This is a genomic window from Micromonospora deserti, from assembly GCF_003236335.1.
GTDB classification, from domain to species: domain Bacteria; phylum Actinomycetota; class Actinomycetes; order Mycobacteriales; family Micromonosporaceae; genus Micromonospora; species Micromonospora deserti.
Window position 1 is genome coordinate 1 of the sequence record NZ_POUB01000140.1, and the last position, 16205, is coordinate 16205.

Consider the following 16205-nt stretch of genomic DNA (forward strand, 5'->3'; position numbering starts at 1 on the left):
GGGGTGGTCAGGTGGGGGTGGCGTGGTCAGGTGGCGGTTGCCCCACAGGTAGCCGCCCGCGAGGGTGGTGACCAGGCCGATCAGGGCGAAGAGCAGGCGGTAGTCCAGCACGCCGACGAGCAGAGCGCCGGCGCCGATGGAGAGCGCCTGCGGGCCGCTGACCACCGCCTCCGAGGCCGCGGCGACCCGGCCGATCAGCCCGGGCGGAGTACGCCGCTGGATCAGCGTGTGCAACCCGACCATGGTCAGCGGCAGCGACACCCCGGCCAGCAGCACCGCGACGAAGCCGAGCCAGAGGTTCGGGTACGCCAGCGCCGCTGCGGCCGGCCCGAAGAAGGTCACACCGGCGGCGAGCGTGCCGACCTCGCCGGCCCGGCGTACCACGCTCGCCGACAGCAGCCCGCCGACCAGCCCGCCGATCCCCTGCACGGTGACCAGCACGCCGACGAACGCGGCGTCGCGGCGGAGCCCCTGGTCGACGTAGGCGAAGATCAGCGATTCGCTGAAGCCCATCACCAGCGAGCCGAGCCCGTAGCCCAGCAGCGCCCGGCGCAGCGCGGGCTCCCCGGCCAGGTGCCGCAGCCCGGCGCCGAGTTCGGCGGGCCAGCGCAGCTGGGGCCCCGCCGGCGGCGTCTCCGCCGTCCGCAGCGCGCCCACCACGCCGGCCGCCGCCAGAAAACCGGCCATGCCGATCGCGGCCAGCACCCACCCGCCGACGGCCGCGTAGAGCCCGGCCCCGGCCAGTGGCCCGATCAGCCGCAGCCCCTGGCGCACGGTCTGCAGCACGCCGTTCGCCTCGGCCAGCAGCTCGACCGGTACCAGTTGCCGGATCAGGCCGCTCAACGCGGCGCTGAGCGTGATGTACGACAGGCCGTACAGGGCCGCCACCACGTAGATGACCCACACGTCGCCCCGGTCATGGACCGCGAAGAGCGGGGTGAGCAGGACCGCCGTCACCAGGTTGGCCGCGACGAAAAAGGGACGACGGGGGTAGCGGTCGACGAACCAGCCGACCAGCGGCGCCAGCGTCATCGGCGCGATGATCGCGAAGATGGTCGCGCCAGCCAGACCGTCCGACCCGGTCAGCTCCTTCACCCAGATGGCCAGGGCGAGCAGCAGGATCGACTCGGCGGCCATGCTGGCCAGCAGGCCGCCGAAGAGCAGGCGGAAATCCGGGCGGCGCAGGACGGTGCGCATGGGTCCCTCCGGCAGGGTGACGCGCCCTGCGGCGCGCTCGGTCGAGGCGCGGTCGGGGCGGCCGCCGCCGTGGGCGGCGACCGCACCCTTCCACGGTCCTCTTTTCTGCAAGACACGCCTCCGCCGGTACCTCCGGCGCCGGTCGCGCCGTCCATACTGACCGTGGGGGGCGAATGTCATACAGTTACCGTCGCGTCCGCGGCGGTCGACGGAAAAGAGGACACCGTGCCTCCTGCCGCACCCAGCCCGATCCTGCGCCGCCGCCGGTTGGGCACCGAACTGCGCCGGCTGCGCGAGACCGCGGGCCTCACCGGGGACCAGGTCATCGAGCGGATCGGCTGGGCGTCAGCGTCCAAGTTGTCCCGACTGGAGAACGGCCGGAGCCGACCCGATCCGGACGACGTCCGCGTCCTGCTCGACCTCTACGGGGCCGATGACGCGCTGAGCAAGGAGCTGTTGGGCATCACGCACGAGGCCGGCGACATGCGCGGATGGCTGCGCTCGTACCCGGTGATGACCCAGCAGCAGCGCAGCTTCGCCGAGCTGGAGGCGGGCTGCGCGGAGATCTCCGAGTACAACCCGGTGCTGGTCCCAGGGCTGTTGCAGACGCCGGGCTACGCGCGGATGCGGATCGCCTCGGCCTGGCAGGTTGGCGAGGACGCCGGTGATCCGGAGACCGGCGAGGACATCGACACCGAGGTCCGGGCCCGGTTGGCCCGCCAGTCGCTGCTGACCCGCCCGACCGACGCACCCCGCTACACCGCCGTGCTGGAGGAGGCGGCGCTCGGTGGCCGGGCCGGCCCGCCGGAGGTGCTCCGGGAACAGGTCGTGCAGCTCTGCGAGCTGGCCATGCTGCCGAACGTCACGCTGCACGTGCTGCCGCGGGACACCCAGATCGGCCGGTGGTACCTGCCGCCGACGGCGTTCTCGCTGTACCGGTTCGCCGACCCGCTCGATCCCGAGACGCTGGCCATCGAAGGGGGGTTCACCAACGTCATGTCGACCGAGGTAAACGCCCTAAATCGCTATAAAGTGGTGTTCGAGTGGTTATGCACGGCGGCACTCTCCGCATCGGACACCCTCTCCTGGCTCATCGAGGCGACGGGGCGGCTGACCGGGGCGGTGGCCGCGCCCACAGCGGCGTACGGGCCGGCAACGGCGCCGACCCAACGCCGCCGGCACTCCGGGCGCCTGACGGAACGGTGATCCACGGGGGACCCACCGCCGGGTCGTGCGGCGCCACTCGTTCCATCGGTGCAGTTCAGCTCAGGAGTGAAACGATGAACGAGATCCGCGACACGCCGTCCGTCCACGCGCAGCTGGCGGAGGCCCCGTGGCGTACCAGCACGCGCAGCCAGACCTCCAACTGCGTCGAGGTCGCTTCGCTGAGGACCGGTCCGGCGGCGGTGGCGCTGCGGGACAGCAAGGACCGGGGCGGGCCGGTCCTGCTGTTCGACCGGGCAGGCTGGCTGGGCTTCATCGCCGGCGCCAAAAACGGACAGTTCGGTCTGGGCTGATCCGCTGAGCGTCCCCGGGGTCGCCGGCATCGCGCCGGCGGCCCCGTCGTGTCTCCGCCCGCCAACCCCGCTGGTCAGGGCTCCCCTGATCGGACGAGGCTCCGCACCGATCGTCGCGTTTCACTTGCTGGGACGGCGGCCGGGCGTAACATGACGACAGAGTGACGTGGAACTTCCACCCGTTCCCATCCGTCGCGGTACATCCGGAGACCGACATGCGGTTCCTGATCGTTCGCACCGACATCCGCGCCGCCGCCGACGTGGACATCGCCGCCGCCTGGGCCGGCGGTGGCCGACTGCGGGACGAGACCACCAGCCCGGAACCCCGCCGGCAGGTCGTGCACGCCGAGGACCGGGATGCCGCGTTGCTGCTGGCCCGGGCCCTGGCCACGGTGGGCGCGGTGCGCTCCGGGAAACAGCGGGTGAAGGTGCTGCCGCTCGACGCACCGGACCGCCGACGGCACGACCCGCCGGGAGGACCTGGCGGCTGACCCACCGACGTCCGTCGTGGTCGGCCGGCTCCCCCGCCGCGTTCCTTGCCCAACCGACCACGACGGCCCGTGTTCCCGGCCCGTGACCGCTGCGGCAACGGCGGCCGCGGGCCGGGACCGCACGAGCGGGCCGCCAGGCCGGACTCCCGCCGGTCAGCAGTGCCCGTCGAGCCAGCGGTGGATCAGGAACAGCGCGATCGACGACGGCGGAGGCAGGATCAACCGATCCCCGCCGCCGACGTTCACCGTCCGCCCGGCCAGCGCCGCCCCGATCTCCCGGCGGGAGAACCACCGGGCGTACGCGATCTCCGTCGGGTCGACCCGCACCGGGTGCGCCGGGTCGGCCGTGGCGAGGAACCCGAGCATCAGCGAGCCCGGGAACGGCCAGGCCTGGCTGCCGGCGTACGCGATGCCCTCGACCGCGACGCCGACCTCCTCGCGGACCTCGCGCAGCACGGCGGCCTCGGCGGACTCGCCCGGCTCCACGTACCCCGCCAGGCAGGAGAAGCGGCGTTCACCCGGGATGCGCGGCCAGGAGGCGTTGTTGCCGAGCAGGCACCGTCCGTCCAGCCCCCGGACACCGTCGTGCACCAGCACGATCATCGCCGGGTCGGTACGCGGCCAGATCCGGTCGCCGGCCGCGTCCACCCGGGACCAGCCCGCCTCGTCCGCCTCGGTGGGATGCCCGGTGGCCGAGGAGTAGCGGTGCCTCAGGTGCCAGTTCAGCAGGGCCAGCGCGGTGGTGAACAGCCCGGCGTCCCGGTCACCGAGCAGATGGCCCACCTCGCGCAGGTGGGCCGCCCGGGTATCGGGCAGGGCCGGCAGCGGAGCGTCCACCGCGAAGACCGGCACCCCGTCCGGCTCGACGCCGAGGAACAGCGACGTGGCGGCGGCCGCCGCCGGCACGTCCACCGGGTCGACCAGGACCAGCGCCGGCGGCGCGGTGTCGGTTCGGACCAGCGACCGCCCCTCGTCGCCCGAGTCGAGCACCAGCACCCGGGCACGGTTCCACGCCTGCGCCAGCCACCCCGGGTCGGTACGCCGGTGCGCCGCGCGGTCGAGCGTGGAGCGGGCCAGCGGCGGCGCGGTCTCCCCGCTCACGCCGCTCCCCGGCGGGGAACCCGGCCGGCTCGGGTCCCGGGCCGACCGGTCGATGCCGGGGCGCCGGCGGTCACGGCTGCACCGGCTCGGTCACGACCGGCGTCAGCGCGGCCAGCTGGGGCGCGACCCGCTCGGCGTCGCCGAGCACCACGATGACCGCCCGGGCCGGGGCGAGGTAGCGGGCCGCCGCCTCGGCGACGTCGGCCACGGTCGCCGAGGCGAGCCGCGCCGCGTGCTCGGCGAGGAAGTCCAGGCGCAGCCCGTTGCCGGCGTACGCGCTGGTCAGCGAGGCGAGGCCGGCCTGGGTGGACATGCCGAGCTGGAGGGTGCCGAGGGCGTACTGGCGGGCCTGCTCCAGTTCCTCGGGCGCCGGCGGCAGCGAGGCGAGCCGGCCCAGCTCGTAGGTCGTCTCCAGCAGCGCCGGCCCGGTCACCTCGGTGGCCACCTCGGCGGCGGCGACCAGCACCGACCCGGCGACCGAGTGCTCGACCAGCGAGTGCGGCCCGTAGGTGTAGCCCTTGTCCTCGCGGATGTTCTCCACCCAGCGGGAGGAGAAGTAGCCGCCGAAGACCAGGTTGGCCAGTTGCAGCGCGGCGTGGTCGGGGTGGGTGCGGGGCACCGCCGGCAGCGCGAGGCGCAGCGACGACTGCACCGACCCCGGCCGGTCGACCAGCAGCAGCGGCCCGGTCTCCACCGGCGGGACGGGCGGCAGGTCGGCGGTGTGCCCGGCGCCGTTCCACCCGGACAGCGCCTTCTCGGCGGCGTCCAGCGCCCGCTCCGGCTGCACGTCGCCGACCAGTACCAGCACCGCGTCGGCGGGGTGCACCCGCTGCGCGTGCAGGGTCCGCAGCACCCCGGGGCGCACCGCGCGGACCTGCTCCGGCGCCGGGGTCTGCACCGCGTACGGGTGCCTGCCGTAGATCCGCTTGAGCAGGGCGGTGCGGGCCAGGTGCCCCGGCTGGCTCTGCGCCACCTGGATCCGGTCGATCAGCCGGTCCCGCTCGGTGGCGACCCACTCCGCCGGGTAGGCCGCCCCGGTGAGCACCTCGGCGAGGATCTCCAGCATCCGGTCGAGCCCGGTGACCAGCGCGGTCCCGGAGAGCATCAGCCGGTCGGGGTCGATCCCGGCGGAGAGGCCGCCGCCCACCTTCTGCAGCTCGGCGGCGATCCGCACGCTGGACATTGTCTCCGTACCGGAGAGCAGGGTCTGCGCGAGCATCGCGCCCCGGGCCAGGTGGGCGCGGCCGAACGGCATCCAGAGCCGCAGCTCGACCAGGGGCACCGCCGGACGGCGCACCGCGATCACGGTGAGCCCGTTGCCGAGCGTCCGCTCGGCCTGCTTCGGCAGCTTGAGCCTGCGGTTCGGGCCGAGCGGCGGGAGCGCCCGCGGCCCGGCCTGCCCGGTTGCCGTCACCTCGCACCTCCGGCGATGACCTCGATGGACGCGCGGCGCTCGGGCCGCAGGGTGGCGGCGGCGGAGCGCACCTGTTCCTCGGTGACCTCGCCGACCAGCCGGGGCAGCTCGTTGAGCAGGCCCGGCTCGCCGCGCTGCTGTTCCAGCACCGCCATCCGCAGCGCGCGGCCCAGCACCGCGTCGGTGTCTCGCAGCAGGTGGGTCGCCATCCGGGCCTGGGTGCGGGCCAGCTCCCCGTCGGTGAGGCCGTCGGTGGCCAGCCGGTCCAGTTCCTCGTCGACGGTGCGCAGCACCTTGTCGACGTCGCCGCCGGGCGGCAGGTGCGCCTGGAGCAGCAGCGCCGTGGGGTCGCGCACGTCGAACGGATCGCCCATGAAACCGAGGTAGCCGCCGACGCTGGTCACCGACCGATCCCGCTGGACCAGCCGCTCGACCAGCCGGGACGCGTCGCCGTCGGTGAGCACCTCGGCCAGCACCACGTACGGCAGGTAGCCGGTGAAGTCGGTGACCGGGTCGGGCACCCGCCAGGCGCCGGCCACCGCCGGCAGCGGCGCGAGCCGGTCGGGGTACGAGGCGCGCCGCTCGGCGGTCAGGTCGGGCTCGGCGAAGTCCGGCCGGTCGGGTGCCGGCCGGGCCGGTACGTCGCCGAAATGCCGCTCGACCAGCCGGGTCGCCTCCGCGACGTCGATGTCCCCGCTGACCGCCAGCACCGCGTTGCCGCTGGCGTAGTAGCGCCGGAAGAAGTCCGCGGCGTCGGCGACGGTGGCCGACTCCAGGTCGTCGAAGGAGCCGTAGCCGTCGTGCGCGTTCGGGAAGGTGTCGAACATGACCGGCGGCAGGGTCAGCCAGGGGAACCCGCCGTAGGGCCGGTTGAGCACGTTGACCCGGATCTCCTCCTTGACCACGTCGACCTGGTTGCGCAGGTTCTCCTCGGTCAGCCGGGGGCCGCGCATCCGGTCGGCCTCCAGGAACAGCGCCCGCTCCAGGGCGTTGCTCGGCAGCGTCTCGAAGTAGTCGGTGTAGTCCAGGTGGGTGGAGCCGTTGAAGGTGCCGCCGGCGCCCTGCACGTGCCGGAAGTGGGCAAGCTTCTCCAGGTTCTCCGAGCCCTGGAACATCAGGTGCTCGAAGAGGTGAGCAAAGCCGGTGCGCCCCTCGGGCTCGGAGCGGATGCCGACGTCGTAGACCACCGCGACCCCGATCACCGGCGCGCTGCGGTCGGGGGTGAGCACCACCCGCAGGCCGTTGTCGAGGGTGAACCGCTCGACCGGATACTTCGTCGCTGGAATTCTCGATCTCCGCGCCGCCACGGGAACGACCCTAGCGTGTCGTACCCGCCCGCACCGGCGACCTCCGGGGGAGCTGTCCCGACCGTCGCCGCACCGGCTCCCCCGGCCCCACCCGGTGGTCACGGCTCAACCGGCCGTGCTGGCCGGCTGCCCGGTCGGTCCGTGCAGCCGGCCGGGCGCTCCGCCGGCAAGCCCTGGTAGTGCAGGGAGGCGGGAGTCGTCAGGCGGTGCGGGGCCGCCGCCGGCGCGACCGGCCCGACGCGCGGTGCGGCTGCCGACCGGTGCCCGCGTCCGCCGTGGCCGCTCGGGCGCCGTTCGACGTACGCCCCCGGGCCGCGGCGGCCGGCGGGGCGGCCGGCGCGATGGTCACCGGTACGCCGGAGGGCTCCCGCGCGCCGGTCACCCGGGCCAGCGCCTCGTCGCCGGCGCGAACCGGGGTGGACTCGGGGCGGATGCCGGCGGTGGCCATCAGCCGGGACACGTCCCGGCGCTGCTCGGGCAGGACCAGGGTGACCACCGTGCCGGACTCCCCCGCCCGGGCGGTACGCCCACCGCGGTGCAGGTAGTCCTTCGCCTCGGTGGGCGGATCCACGTTGACCACCAGGTCCAGCCCGTCCACGTGGATGCCGCGGGCGGCCACGTCGGTGGCGACCAGCGCGGTCACCTGCCCGGTACGGAACTGCTCCAGGATCCGGGTGCGCTGCGGCTGGGACTTGCCGCCGTGCAGCGCGGCCGCGCGTACCCCCTTGGCGAGCAGCTGGCGGGCGACCCGGTCGGCGCGGTGCTTGGTCCCCATGAACAGAATGGTCCGGCCTTCACGGGCGGCGATCCAGGTCAGGGTCGTGGGCTTGTCGGCCGCGTCGACGTGCAGCACGTGGTGCGTCATCGCGGTCACCGTGGCGGTACCCGGGTCGACCGAGTGCGAGACCGGGTCGGTGAGGAAGCGACGGACCAGCTTGTCCACGCCGCCGTCCAGGGTGGCCGAGAAGAGCATCCGCTGCCCGTCCGGGGCGACCTGCTCCAGCAGCTTGGTGACCTGCGGCAGGAAGCCCATGTCGGCCATCTGGTCGGCCTCGTCGAGCACGGTGATGCGGACCTGGTCGAGCCGGGCGTCGCCGCGGTTGATCAGGTCGTGCAGCCGCCCGGGGGTGGCCACGACCAGCTCGGCACCGGCGCGCAGGGCGTCCGCCTGGCGGAGCAGCGAGAGGCCGCCCACCACGGTGGCGCAGCGCAGCCCGACCGCCCGGGCGTACGGGTCGAGCGCGGTGGTGACCTGCTGGGCCAGTTCCCGGGTCGGTACCAGCACCAGGGCCAGCGGGCGGCCCGGCCGGGCCCGACGCCCGGCGGTGCGGGACAGCGCCGGGAGTCCGAAGGCGAGGGTCTTGCCGGAGCCGGTACGGCCACGGCCGAGCACGTCCCGGCCGGCCAGCGAGTCCGGCAGGGTAGCCGCCTGGATCGGGAACGGTTCGGTGATGCCCTGGGCGGCCAGCTCGGCGATCAGCGCCGGGGCCAGACCGGTATGGGCGAACGACGGAATGACGGTGGTCATGCGGAAAGCCTTCCTCGACGCGGCACGTGTCGAGGGAGGGCGCCGGAGGCGGCGCTGTCACCGGGCGGACCTGGCCGCGGGTGACTCACAAGCACGAACCGAAGGGGGTACGGGCCGGTCCGCCACGGCACGCCGGCTGCGAACAGCCGGCGGCGGGGCGGACCGGTCCCGTCACCACGCCCGGAGGGCGCGGTGGGTGTGACGCGAGGATCCGAAGATCAGAGCGGGCGGATGTTCTCCGCCTGCGGGCCCTTCTGGCCCTGGGTCACCTCGAACTCGACCCGCTGGTTCTCGTCCAGGCTCCGGTAGCCGGAGGACTGGATCGCCGAGAAGTGGGCGAAGACGTCGGCGCCGCCGCCGTCCGGGGTGATGAAGCCGAAGCCCTTGTCAGCGTTGAACCACTTGACGGTGCCAATAGCCATTTCGTCTCCTTGACGGAACGTCGAACCCGCACCTGTTGCGGGCTCGAAGAGGAGCGCGCCACGCGGAACTGCGTGACCCGCTTGTCGCTTCTGGTCGCCCCGCCCGGAGAGCTCCGGACACAACAAAGAGCGCCTGGGGCCACAATCCACCAGGCGCACACAGAGTCTCTGGGAACCATAACTGCAACACAGCCAACCTATCACGGATTTCCAGGATGGCCACCGTCTGCCGGAATTTCCGGCACCGAGGCGATCAGCGCGGTCAGCCCGTCGGCGTCGAGCAGGTCCGCCGGACGCACGGTGACGCCGTCCCGGACGTAGTGGAACGCGGCACCGACCCGGTCCACCGGCACGCCGGCCAGCTCCGCCCAAGCCAGCCGGTAGACCGCGAGCTGCACCGCGGCCACCTCGGCGGCGGGACCGCTCGGCTGCCGGCCGGTCTTCCAGTCGACCACGTCGTACCGCCCGCCGGGCCGGCTGAAGACGGCGTCCATCCGGCCCCGGACCACCACCCCGGCGACCACGGTGGCGAACGGCACCTCCACCTCGACCGGCACCCGATCGGCCCACTCGCTGGCCAGGAAGCGCTCCTGCAGCTCGGCCAGCGCCTCGTCCGGCGCGGCGTCGGCGTCGGCCGCACCGGGCAGCTCGTCGAGGTCGAGCAGCCGGTCGGCACCGAACCGCTGCTCCAGCCACGCGTGGAACGCGGTGCCCCGGCGGGCGTACGGGTTGGGCTCGGTGGGGACCGGGCGGCGCAGCGCACGGGCCAGCGCCGCCGGGTCACGGCGCAGCGCCACCAGCTGGGTCACCGACAGCTGGCCGGGCAGCGCGACCTCGACCCTGCCGGCCTGGCGGGTCAACTCGGCCCGCTCGGCGAGCAACAGGTCGGCCTCCCGCCGCCATCGGGCCACCTCCGGGTCCTCGGCCGGATCGACCGCCGCCCCGGCCTCGCCGACAGGTATCCGCGCGGCGGCCTCGCCGACCGGCACCGGCGCGACTGCCCGCCTCTGCGCGGCGGCCTCGCCGACCGGCACCCGCGCGGCGGCGTCGCCGTCGGCGAGAAACTGGCGGACCAGGGCGGCGGCCTCGGCCAACGCCGGCCGGCGGGCGCCCAGCGGGTCGGCCGGCCACTCGGCCCGCGGCACCATCTCGGTGGTGGGGTTGACCGCGTCCGGCGGCGGCTCCGAGGCCCACTCGTCGACCAGGTGCCCCGCGCCGCCGTCCAGGCAGGCGTCGTGCACCTCGCGCAGCAGCCCGGCCGGCCCGCGCGGGCGCTTGGTCCCCTCGCCCCACCAGTGCCCGGAGCAGAGCAGCAGCCGGCGTGGCCGGGTCACCGCCACGTACGCCAACCGCCGTTCCTCCCGCTCGTCGTGCGCCCGCCAGGCGTCGGTGAAGTCCTCCACCGCCCGGGCCACCCCGCGCTGGTCCTCCGCCCCGGCCAGGCCCAGCTCGGGCAGCCCGTCGGCGTCACCGCGCAGCGGGAACGGCAGCACGCCCAACCCGCCCAGCCAGTGATCGGAGTTGCGGGCCGGGCCGGGCCAGACACCCCGGCTCAGCCCGGCCACGGCCACCACGTCCCACTCCAGGCCCTTGGCGGCGTGCGCGGTGAGGACCTGCACCGCGCCCTCGACCACCTCCACCTCACCGGGGGTGAGGCCGCGCTCCTCGTCCTCGGCGGCGGCGAGGTAGGCCAGGAACGCCGACAGGGTCGCCCCCGGGGTCTCCCCGTTGAACCGGGCGGCAACGTCACCGAGCGCATCCAGGTGGCCCCGGGCCAGCCCGGCGTCACCGGCGCCCTCCCGGCCGGCGCGCACCGCGACCTCCACGTCCAGGCCGATGGTCCGTTCGACGTCCGCGATCAGCTCCGGCAGGGACTGGTCCAGCCGGTAGCGCAGCAGGCCCAGCTCCCGGGCGTACGCGCGCAGCCGGGCGTAGCCCTCCGCCGAGTAGGCGTGCGCCGGACCGAGGTCGGCCAGCGCCTCCACCAGCGTCGCCTCGTCGAGCAGGTCCGGGGTGATCTGCGGCGCGCCGTCCTCGGCCGGTTGCCGGCGGGCGTTGGCGATGGCCCGCGCCCGCCGGTGCAGGGCCACCAGGTCCCGCGGCCCAATCCGCCAGCGGGCGCCGGTCAGCAGCCGCAGCAGCGCCGCCCCGTCGGTCGGGTCGGCCAGCACCCGCAGCGTGCAGACCACGTCCCGCACCTCGGGAGTGTCCAGCAGACCGCCCAGCCCGACCACCTCGACCGGCAGGCCCCGCCCACGCAGCGCGGCCTCGATCGCCGGGATCTGGCTGCGCACCCGCACCAGCACCGCGGTGGTCGGCCGGCGCAGCACCGGGATGTGCTCCGGCAGCGCGCCCGGCATTCCGGCCGCGCCGCGCCAGGCGTTGAGCACGCTGTCGGCGATCCAGTCCGCCTCGTCCGCGTACGTGGACAGCAGCGCGCAGTGGACGGTGCCGCCGGCCGCACCCCGGGCGCTGCGGTGCGGAACAGGCTCGGCGACGGCCAGCGCGGCGTGCAACTCCGGCACCCGGGCGCCAGCGGCGCGCAGCGGGGTGGCCAGGGCGTTGGCCACGCCGAGAACCTCCGGACGGTTGCGCCAGCTGGTGGTGAGGGTCAGCACCTGGGCCGGCGAGCCGTCGGCGCGGGCGAACTCGGCCGGGAAGCGGTCCAGGGTGCCGGCGCTCGCGCCCCGCCAACCGTAGATCGACTGGCACGGGTCGCCGACGGCGGTCACCGGGTGCCCGCCACCGAAGAGCGCGTTGAGCAGCACCACCTGGGCGTGGCTGGTGTCCTGGTACTCGTCCAGGAGCACCACACGGTAGCGGTCCCGTTCGATCTCGCCGACCGCCGGATGGTCCCGGGCCACCCGGGCCGCCCGGGCCAACTGGTCGGCGAAGTCCATCGCCTCGAAGTCCGCCTTGCGCCGGGCGTACGCGCGGACGAGCGGGAGGAGCTTCAGCCGGGCCTGCTGGAGAGCGAGTGCCTTGCGCACGTCGGCGTACACCCGGCCCGGGCGGGCCTGCACCTCGGCGAAGAACCGGCCGGTCCAGGCGGCCAGCTCGTCCGGGTCGACCAGGTGCTCGTCCAGCTCGCCGGCCAGGGCCAGCACGGCGTCGGTGATGGTGCTCGGCATCCGGTCGACGCCGGTCATGTCGCCGTCGTAGTTGCGCACCAGCAGGTCCACCAGCTGCCACCGGGACGCCTCGGTGAGCAGCCGGGTGGAGGGCTCATAGCCGGCCCGCAACCCGTGCTCGGTGACGATCCGACCGGCGTACGAGTGGTAGGTGGACACGGTCGGCTCCCCGGCGAGCGGGTCGTCGAGCGGGTCACGCCCCCGCCGGCCGAGCCGGCGCACCAACTGGTCGAGCCGGGTACGCACCCGGTGCGCCAGCTCGCCGGCCGCCTTGCGGGTGAAGGTGAGCCCGAGCACCTGCTCCGGCCGGACGTACGCGTTGGCCACCAGCCAGACCACCCGGGCGGCCATCGTCTCGGTCTTGCCCGACCCGGCGCCCGCCACCACCAGCATCGGCGCCACCGGCGCGGCGATGATCCCCGCCTGCTCCCTGGTCGGGGCCGGCAGCCGGAGCAGCTTCGCCAGCTCCACCGGGGTGTACCGGGGGCCGGCGTCGGCCACCCGGGGCGCCGGGGTCGCGGTGCTGAACAGCGTCGGCTGGGTCATGGAGTCGTCTTCGTTCGCGACTGCGCGGCTCGCAAGCTCACTCCTCGCGCTCACGGATGCTCCGGGCGGCGGACCGTCGGCGGCTCCACCACCTGGCGCCCCTGCCCGGACACCGGGCAGCTCGTACGCACCGGGCAGACCCGGCACTTCGAGTTGGCGACCGCGGCGAAGGTGGCGGCAGCCATCGTATCGGCGGTGCGCCGCACCAGCGCGGTCGCCCAGCCGGCGTCCGGCCCCTCGCCGGCCGGCGGTTGGCTCTGCTCCTTCGCGTCCTTCGCGCCGGTGCCAAGCTGTATTAGGGCCGCACCGCCCGACTCGGCACCGAACTCCACGAACGCACCCGCCTCCACCGCCGCCTGGTACGCGCCCAGCTGCGGGTGCTCGGCCAGGTCGTGCGCGGTGACCGCGGTGGACTTGCCGGTCTTCAGGTCGACGACGACCAGCCGGCCGTCCGCGTCGACCTCCAGCCGGTCCACCCGGCCGACCAGCTCCACCGGCCGGTGCGGGTCGTCGAGCCGGACGGCGAACTCGTGCTCGATGGCGAGCAGCCGGCGCGGGTTGGCGGCCAGCCAGCGCAGCAGCTTGTCGACCATCGCCTCGGCCCGGTCCCGCTCCGGGCCGGCCATCCAACGGGCGGCCAGCTCGATCGCGTCGAACCGGGCGGCGACGTAGTCCAGCAGCGCGCCCCGATCGGCGCTGGCGTCCTCGGCGAGCATCGCGGCGGCGTGCACCAGATTGCCGACGCCCTGCGCGGTGCCGGCCGGCGCGCTGCCGCCGTGCCGCTCCAGCAGCCAGCGCAGGCTGCACCGCAGCGCGCTCTCCATCGCCGACGGGGTGACCCGGACCGGCTCGCCGTCGTCGACCAGCGGACGGTCGTCGGAGAGCGGCCGCAGCCCCCACCAGTCGTCGGGGTGCGCGCCGGAGACCCCGGCGGCGGCGAGCCGGGCCAGTTCGGCCGCCGCCGCGCTCCGCCGGGCGTACGGCACGTCCGGGTCGCTGACGGCGGTACGCAGTTCGGCGACCAGCGCCGGCAGGGTCAGCGCCCGGGGCGGGCGGCTCACCGGCAGGGCCCTGGGCCGGTCGGGTTCCCCGTCGGCGGCGGCCGGATCGGCGGCCGGCGTGCCACCGCCCTCCGGCCCGCCGCTCCCCGGCGTGCCACCGCCATCCGGCCCGCCGCTCCCCGGCGTGCCACCGCCATCCGGCCCGCCGCTCCCCCGCGTGCCACCGCCCTCCGGCCCGGGCTGGTCGGTGGGGCCCAGTTCGTATAGGAAGCGGCTGGGCTGCTCCTCGTGGTCGTCGCCGCCGACCGCGGCGGAGGCGACCGCACTGACCAGCAGCCGGCGCCGGGCCCGGGTCACCGCGACGTGGAAGAGCCGCCGCTCCTCGTCGAGCAGCGCGGAGGTCTGCCCGACCAGGGTGGCCACCGTGCCGGCGCCGGCCGCCCGGCCGGCGAGCACGTCGACGAGGCGTTCAGAGCCGAGCAGGCTGCCGCGCAGCCGCAGGTCGGGCCAGACGCCCTCCTGCACGCCGGCCACCGCGACCAGGTCCCACTCCAGACCCTTCGCGGCGTGCGCGGTGAGCAGCCGGACCGCGTCGCCCCGGTCGGCGGCCGGGGCGAGGGTGTCGGCCGGGAGGTCCTGACCCAGCACGTGGTCGAGGAAGACCTCGGTACGCGCGCCGGGCAGCCGGTCGGTGAACCGGGCCGCGGCGTCGAAGAGCACCATCACCGCGTCCAGGTCACGGTCGGCCGCCTCCGCCCGGCGGCGCCGGGCGACGTCACCCTCGCCGGTCGCCGCCGGGCCGCGACCGATCGCCGCGGACCAGAGCTCGGCCAGCCCGCTGGCCCGCCACACCGCCCAGAGCACGTCCTCGGCGGTGGCGCCGGGCCGGGCAGCGGTCTCCCGGGCGACGGCGAGCAGGCCGGCGACGATCTGCGCCGGCTCCGCCCAGCGTCGGTCGATCCCGGCCAGCTCGGCCGGGTCGCGCAACGCCTCCACGATCAGCTCGCCGGAGGGCCGCCGGTCGCCGGCGGCCAGCGCGAGCGCACGCAACCCCTGCCGCAGCCGCCGCTCGGCCAGTGGGTCGGCGCCGCCGAGCGGCGAGTGCAGCAGCGCCACCGCCGCCTCCTCGTCGAGCCGCTCCGGCTCCAGCGCGCAGCGCAGCAGGAGCAGCAGCGGGGCGACCGCCGGTTGCAGGTGCAGCGGCAGGTCCTCGCCGTGCACCACCGTCGGCACCCCGGCGGCGTGCAGCGCCCGTTGCAGCGAGGGCAGCTGCCGAGCGGTGGAGCGCACCAGCACGGCCATCTGCGACCAGGGCACGCCACCGAGCAGGTGCGCCTCCCGCAGCGCGTGCGCCAGCCAGGCGCCCTCGCTGGTGGCCGAGCGGAAGGTGCGGACCTCCACCGAACCGGGGGGCGCGTCAGGGAGCGGGCGCAGCCGGCGGTGCGCCGCCGGGCCGCGCAGCCGGCGGGCCAGCCGGCCGGACGCCGCCAGCAGCCGGGGCCCGGCCCGGTAGCAGGTGGTCAGCAGTACCTGCGCGGCCGGCGCCCCGGAGGCGGTGCGGAACCGGTGCGGGAAGCTGGTCACCCCGGCCGGGTCGGCGCCGCGGAAGGCGTACGTCGACGAATCTGGATCGGCGAACGCGACCAGGGGCTTGCCCCCGCCGGCCACCGCGGCGAGCAGGTCGAGCTGGGCGGGGTCGGTGTCGGCCAGCTCGTCAACGTAGACGTACGCCAGCCGGCGCCGCTCGGCGGCGAGCAGTTCGGGGTCGTCGAGCAGCATCCCGATCGCGGCCCGGACCAGCTCGGCCGGGTCGTAGGCGACGGAGCCGCGGTTGTCGACGTCGCGCAGCGCGAGCACCGCGACGTACTCGCGCAGGAAGCGGGCGGCGGCTGGCCAGTCGGCGCGGCCGAGCTTCTCTCCGAGCCGGGCCAGCTCGACCGGGCCGACCCCGCGCTCGGCGGCGCGCATCAGCAGGTCGCGCAGTTGCGCGGCGAAGGCCCGGGTTCGCAGCGCGGGACGCAGGTCCTCCGGCCAGCCGACCGGGTCGTCGCCGGGCTCCTCGCCGACCACGTCGAGCAGCTCCCGGATGATCAGATCCTGCTCGGGCCCGGTGAGCAGCCGGGGTGACGGCTCGCCCCGTTCGGCCGCGGCCCGGCGCAGCAGGCCGAAGGCGTACGCCGGGAAGGTGCGCACCAGCGGCTCGCGCAGCACCCGGTGACCGTCGCCGGCCACCCGGGCCTCGATCCGCTGGCGCAGCGCGGTGGCGCCCCGCCGGCTGAAGGTGAGCACCAGAATTCGCTCCGGGTCGACCCCCTCGGCCACCCGCGCGGCGACTGCCTCGACCAGCGTGCTGGTCTTGCCGGTGCCCGGGCCGCCGAGGACCAGCATCGGCCCGTCGGTGTGCGCGACCACCTCGACCTGGTGCGGATCCGCCAGCCGCCGCCCGCTTCCTGCGCGAGTACGTCGCGGTGCTCGCGCTGCGCGACGTCGACAACCGCGGCTCCGTCGCCTACGACCCGGCCGAGCTGGTCCGGGCCGCGATCGGGATGC

General features: G+C 75.3%; 11 protein-coding genes. 3 read left to right on the forward strand and 8 right to left on the reverse strand.

The window, feature by feature from the left end; genetic code table 11:
* On the reverse strand, nt 1–1197 hold a 1197-nt coding region (locus C1I99_RS19290; protein WP_111135620.1), incomplete at its 3' end, for an MFS transporter.
* A gap of 225 nt (nt 1198–1422) precedes the next feature.
* On the opposite strand from C1I99_RS19290, the gene C1I99_RS19295 reads away from it, so the two are divergent.
* The 3 genes from C1I99_RS19295 to C1I99_RS19305 all read left to right on the forward strand — a co-directional run bounded on the left by C1I99_RS19295 (nt 1423) and on the right by C1I99_RS19305 (nt 3205).
* Entirely contained in the window at nt 1423–2403 is a 981-nt protein-coding gene (locus C1I99_RS19295) for a helix-turn-helix domain-containing protein (protein ID WP_111135621.1), read from the forward strand.
* A gap of 74 nt (nt 2404–2477) precedes the next feature.
* Nucleotides 2478–2714 (forward strand): DUF397 domain-containing protein, encoded by a 237-nt coding sequence (locus C1I99_RS19300; protein ID WP_111135622.1) that lies wholly within the window; start codon nt 2478–2480, stop codon nt 2712–2714.
* A gap of 215 nt (nt 2715–2929) precedes the next feature.
* Nucleotides 2930–3205 carry a hypothetical protein gene (locus tag C1I99_RS19305; protein WP_111135628.1) on the forward strand — a complete coding sequence of 92 codons (276 nt, stop codon included), beginning with the start codon at nt 2930–2932 and terminating at the stop codon, nt 3203–3205.
* A gap of 153 nt (nt 3206–3358) precedes the next feature.
* On the opposite strand, the gene nudC is transcribed toward C1I99_RS19305, so the two are convergent.
* The 7 genes from nudC to C1I99_RS19340 form a co-directional block, all read right to left on the reverse strand.
* Nucleotides 3359–4306, reverse strand: coding sequence for an NAD(+) diphosphatase (gene nudC, locus C1I99_RS19310; RefSeq protein ID WP_111135623.1), 948 nt, complete (start codon nt 4304–4306; stop codon nt 3359–3361).
* Nucleotides 4307–4376: 70 nt separating this feature from the next.
* Nucleotides 4377–5720: a M16 family metallopeptidase gene (locus tag C1I99_RS19315; RefSeq protein ID WP_111135624.1), complete on the reverse strand. Its 1344-nt coding sequence runs from the start codon at nt 5718–5720 to the stop codon at nt 4377–4379.
* Nucleotides 5717–7027: a M16 family metallopeptidase gene (locus C1I99_RS19320; RefSeq protein ID WP_111135625.1), complete on the reverse strand. Its 1311-nt coding sequence runs from the start codon at nt 7025–7027 to the stop codon at nt 5717–5719. Before C1I99_RS19320 ends, C1I99_RS19315 begins: the two co-directional genes overlap by 4 nt.
* Before the next feature lie 199 nt (nt 7028–7226).
* Nucleotides 7227–8555 carry a DEAD/DEAH box helicase gene (locus C1I99_RS19325; RefSeq protein WP_111135626.1) on the reverse strand — a complete coding sequence of 443 codons (1329 nt, stop codon included), beginning with the start codon at nt 8553–8555 and terminating at the stop codon, nt 7227–7229.
* A gap of 218 nt (nt 8556–8773) precedes the next feature.
* Nucleotides 8774–8977: a transcription antiterminator/RNA stability regulator CspE gene (gene cspE, locus C1I99_RS19330; protein ID WP_007464836.1), complete on the reverse strand. Its 204-nt coding sequence runs from the start codon at nt 8975–8977 to the stop codon at nt 8774–8776.
* A gap of 200 nt (nt 8978–9177) precedes the next feature.
* Entirely contained in the window at nt 9178–12654 is a 3477-nt protein-coding gene (locus C1I99_RS19335; RefSeq protein ID WP_111135627.1) for an ATP-dependent helicase, read from the reverse strand.
* Nucleotides 12655–12704: 50 nt separating this feature from the next.
* On the reverse strand, nt 12705–16205 hold a 3501-nt coding region (locus C1I99_RS19340; protein ID WP_438941430.1), incomplete at its 5' end, for an ATP-dependent helicase.

Bases quoted from the DNA above. Each gene is read 5' to 3' on its own strand.
- C1I99_RS19300 (WP_111135622.1), top strand. From the start codon at position 2,478: ATGAACGAGATCCGCGACACGCCGTCCGTCCACGCGCAGCTGGCGGAG.
- C1I99_RS19305 (WP_111135628.1), top strand. From the start codon at position 2,930: ATGCGGTTCCTGATCGTTCGCACCGACATCCGCGCCGCCGCCGACGTG.
- C1I99_RS19325 (WP_111135626.1), bottom strand. From the start codon at position 8,555: ATGACCACCGTCATTCCGTCGTTCGCCCATACCGGTCTGGCCCCGGCG.
- cspE (WP_007464836.1), bottom strand. From the start codon at position 8,977: ATGGCTATTGGCACCGTCAAGTGGTTCAACGCTGACAAGGGCTTCGGC.
- C1I99_RS19335 (WP_111135627.1), bottom strand. From the start codon at position 12,654: ATGACCCAGCCGACGCTGTTCAGCACCGCGACCCCGGCGCCCCGGGTG.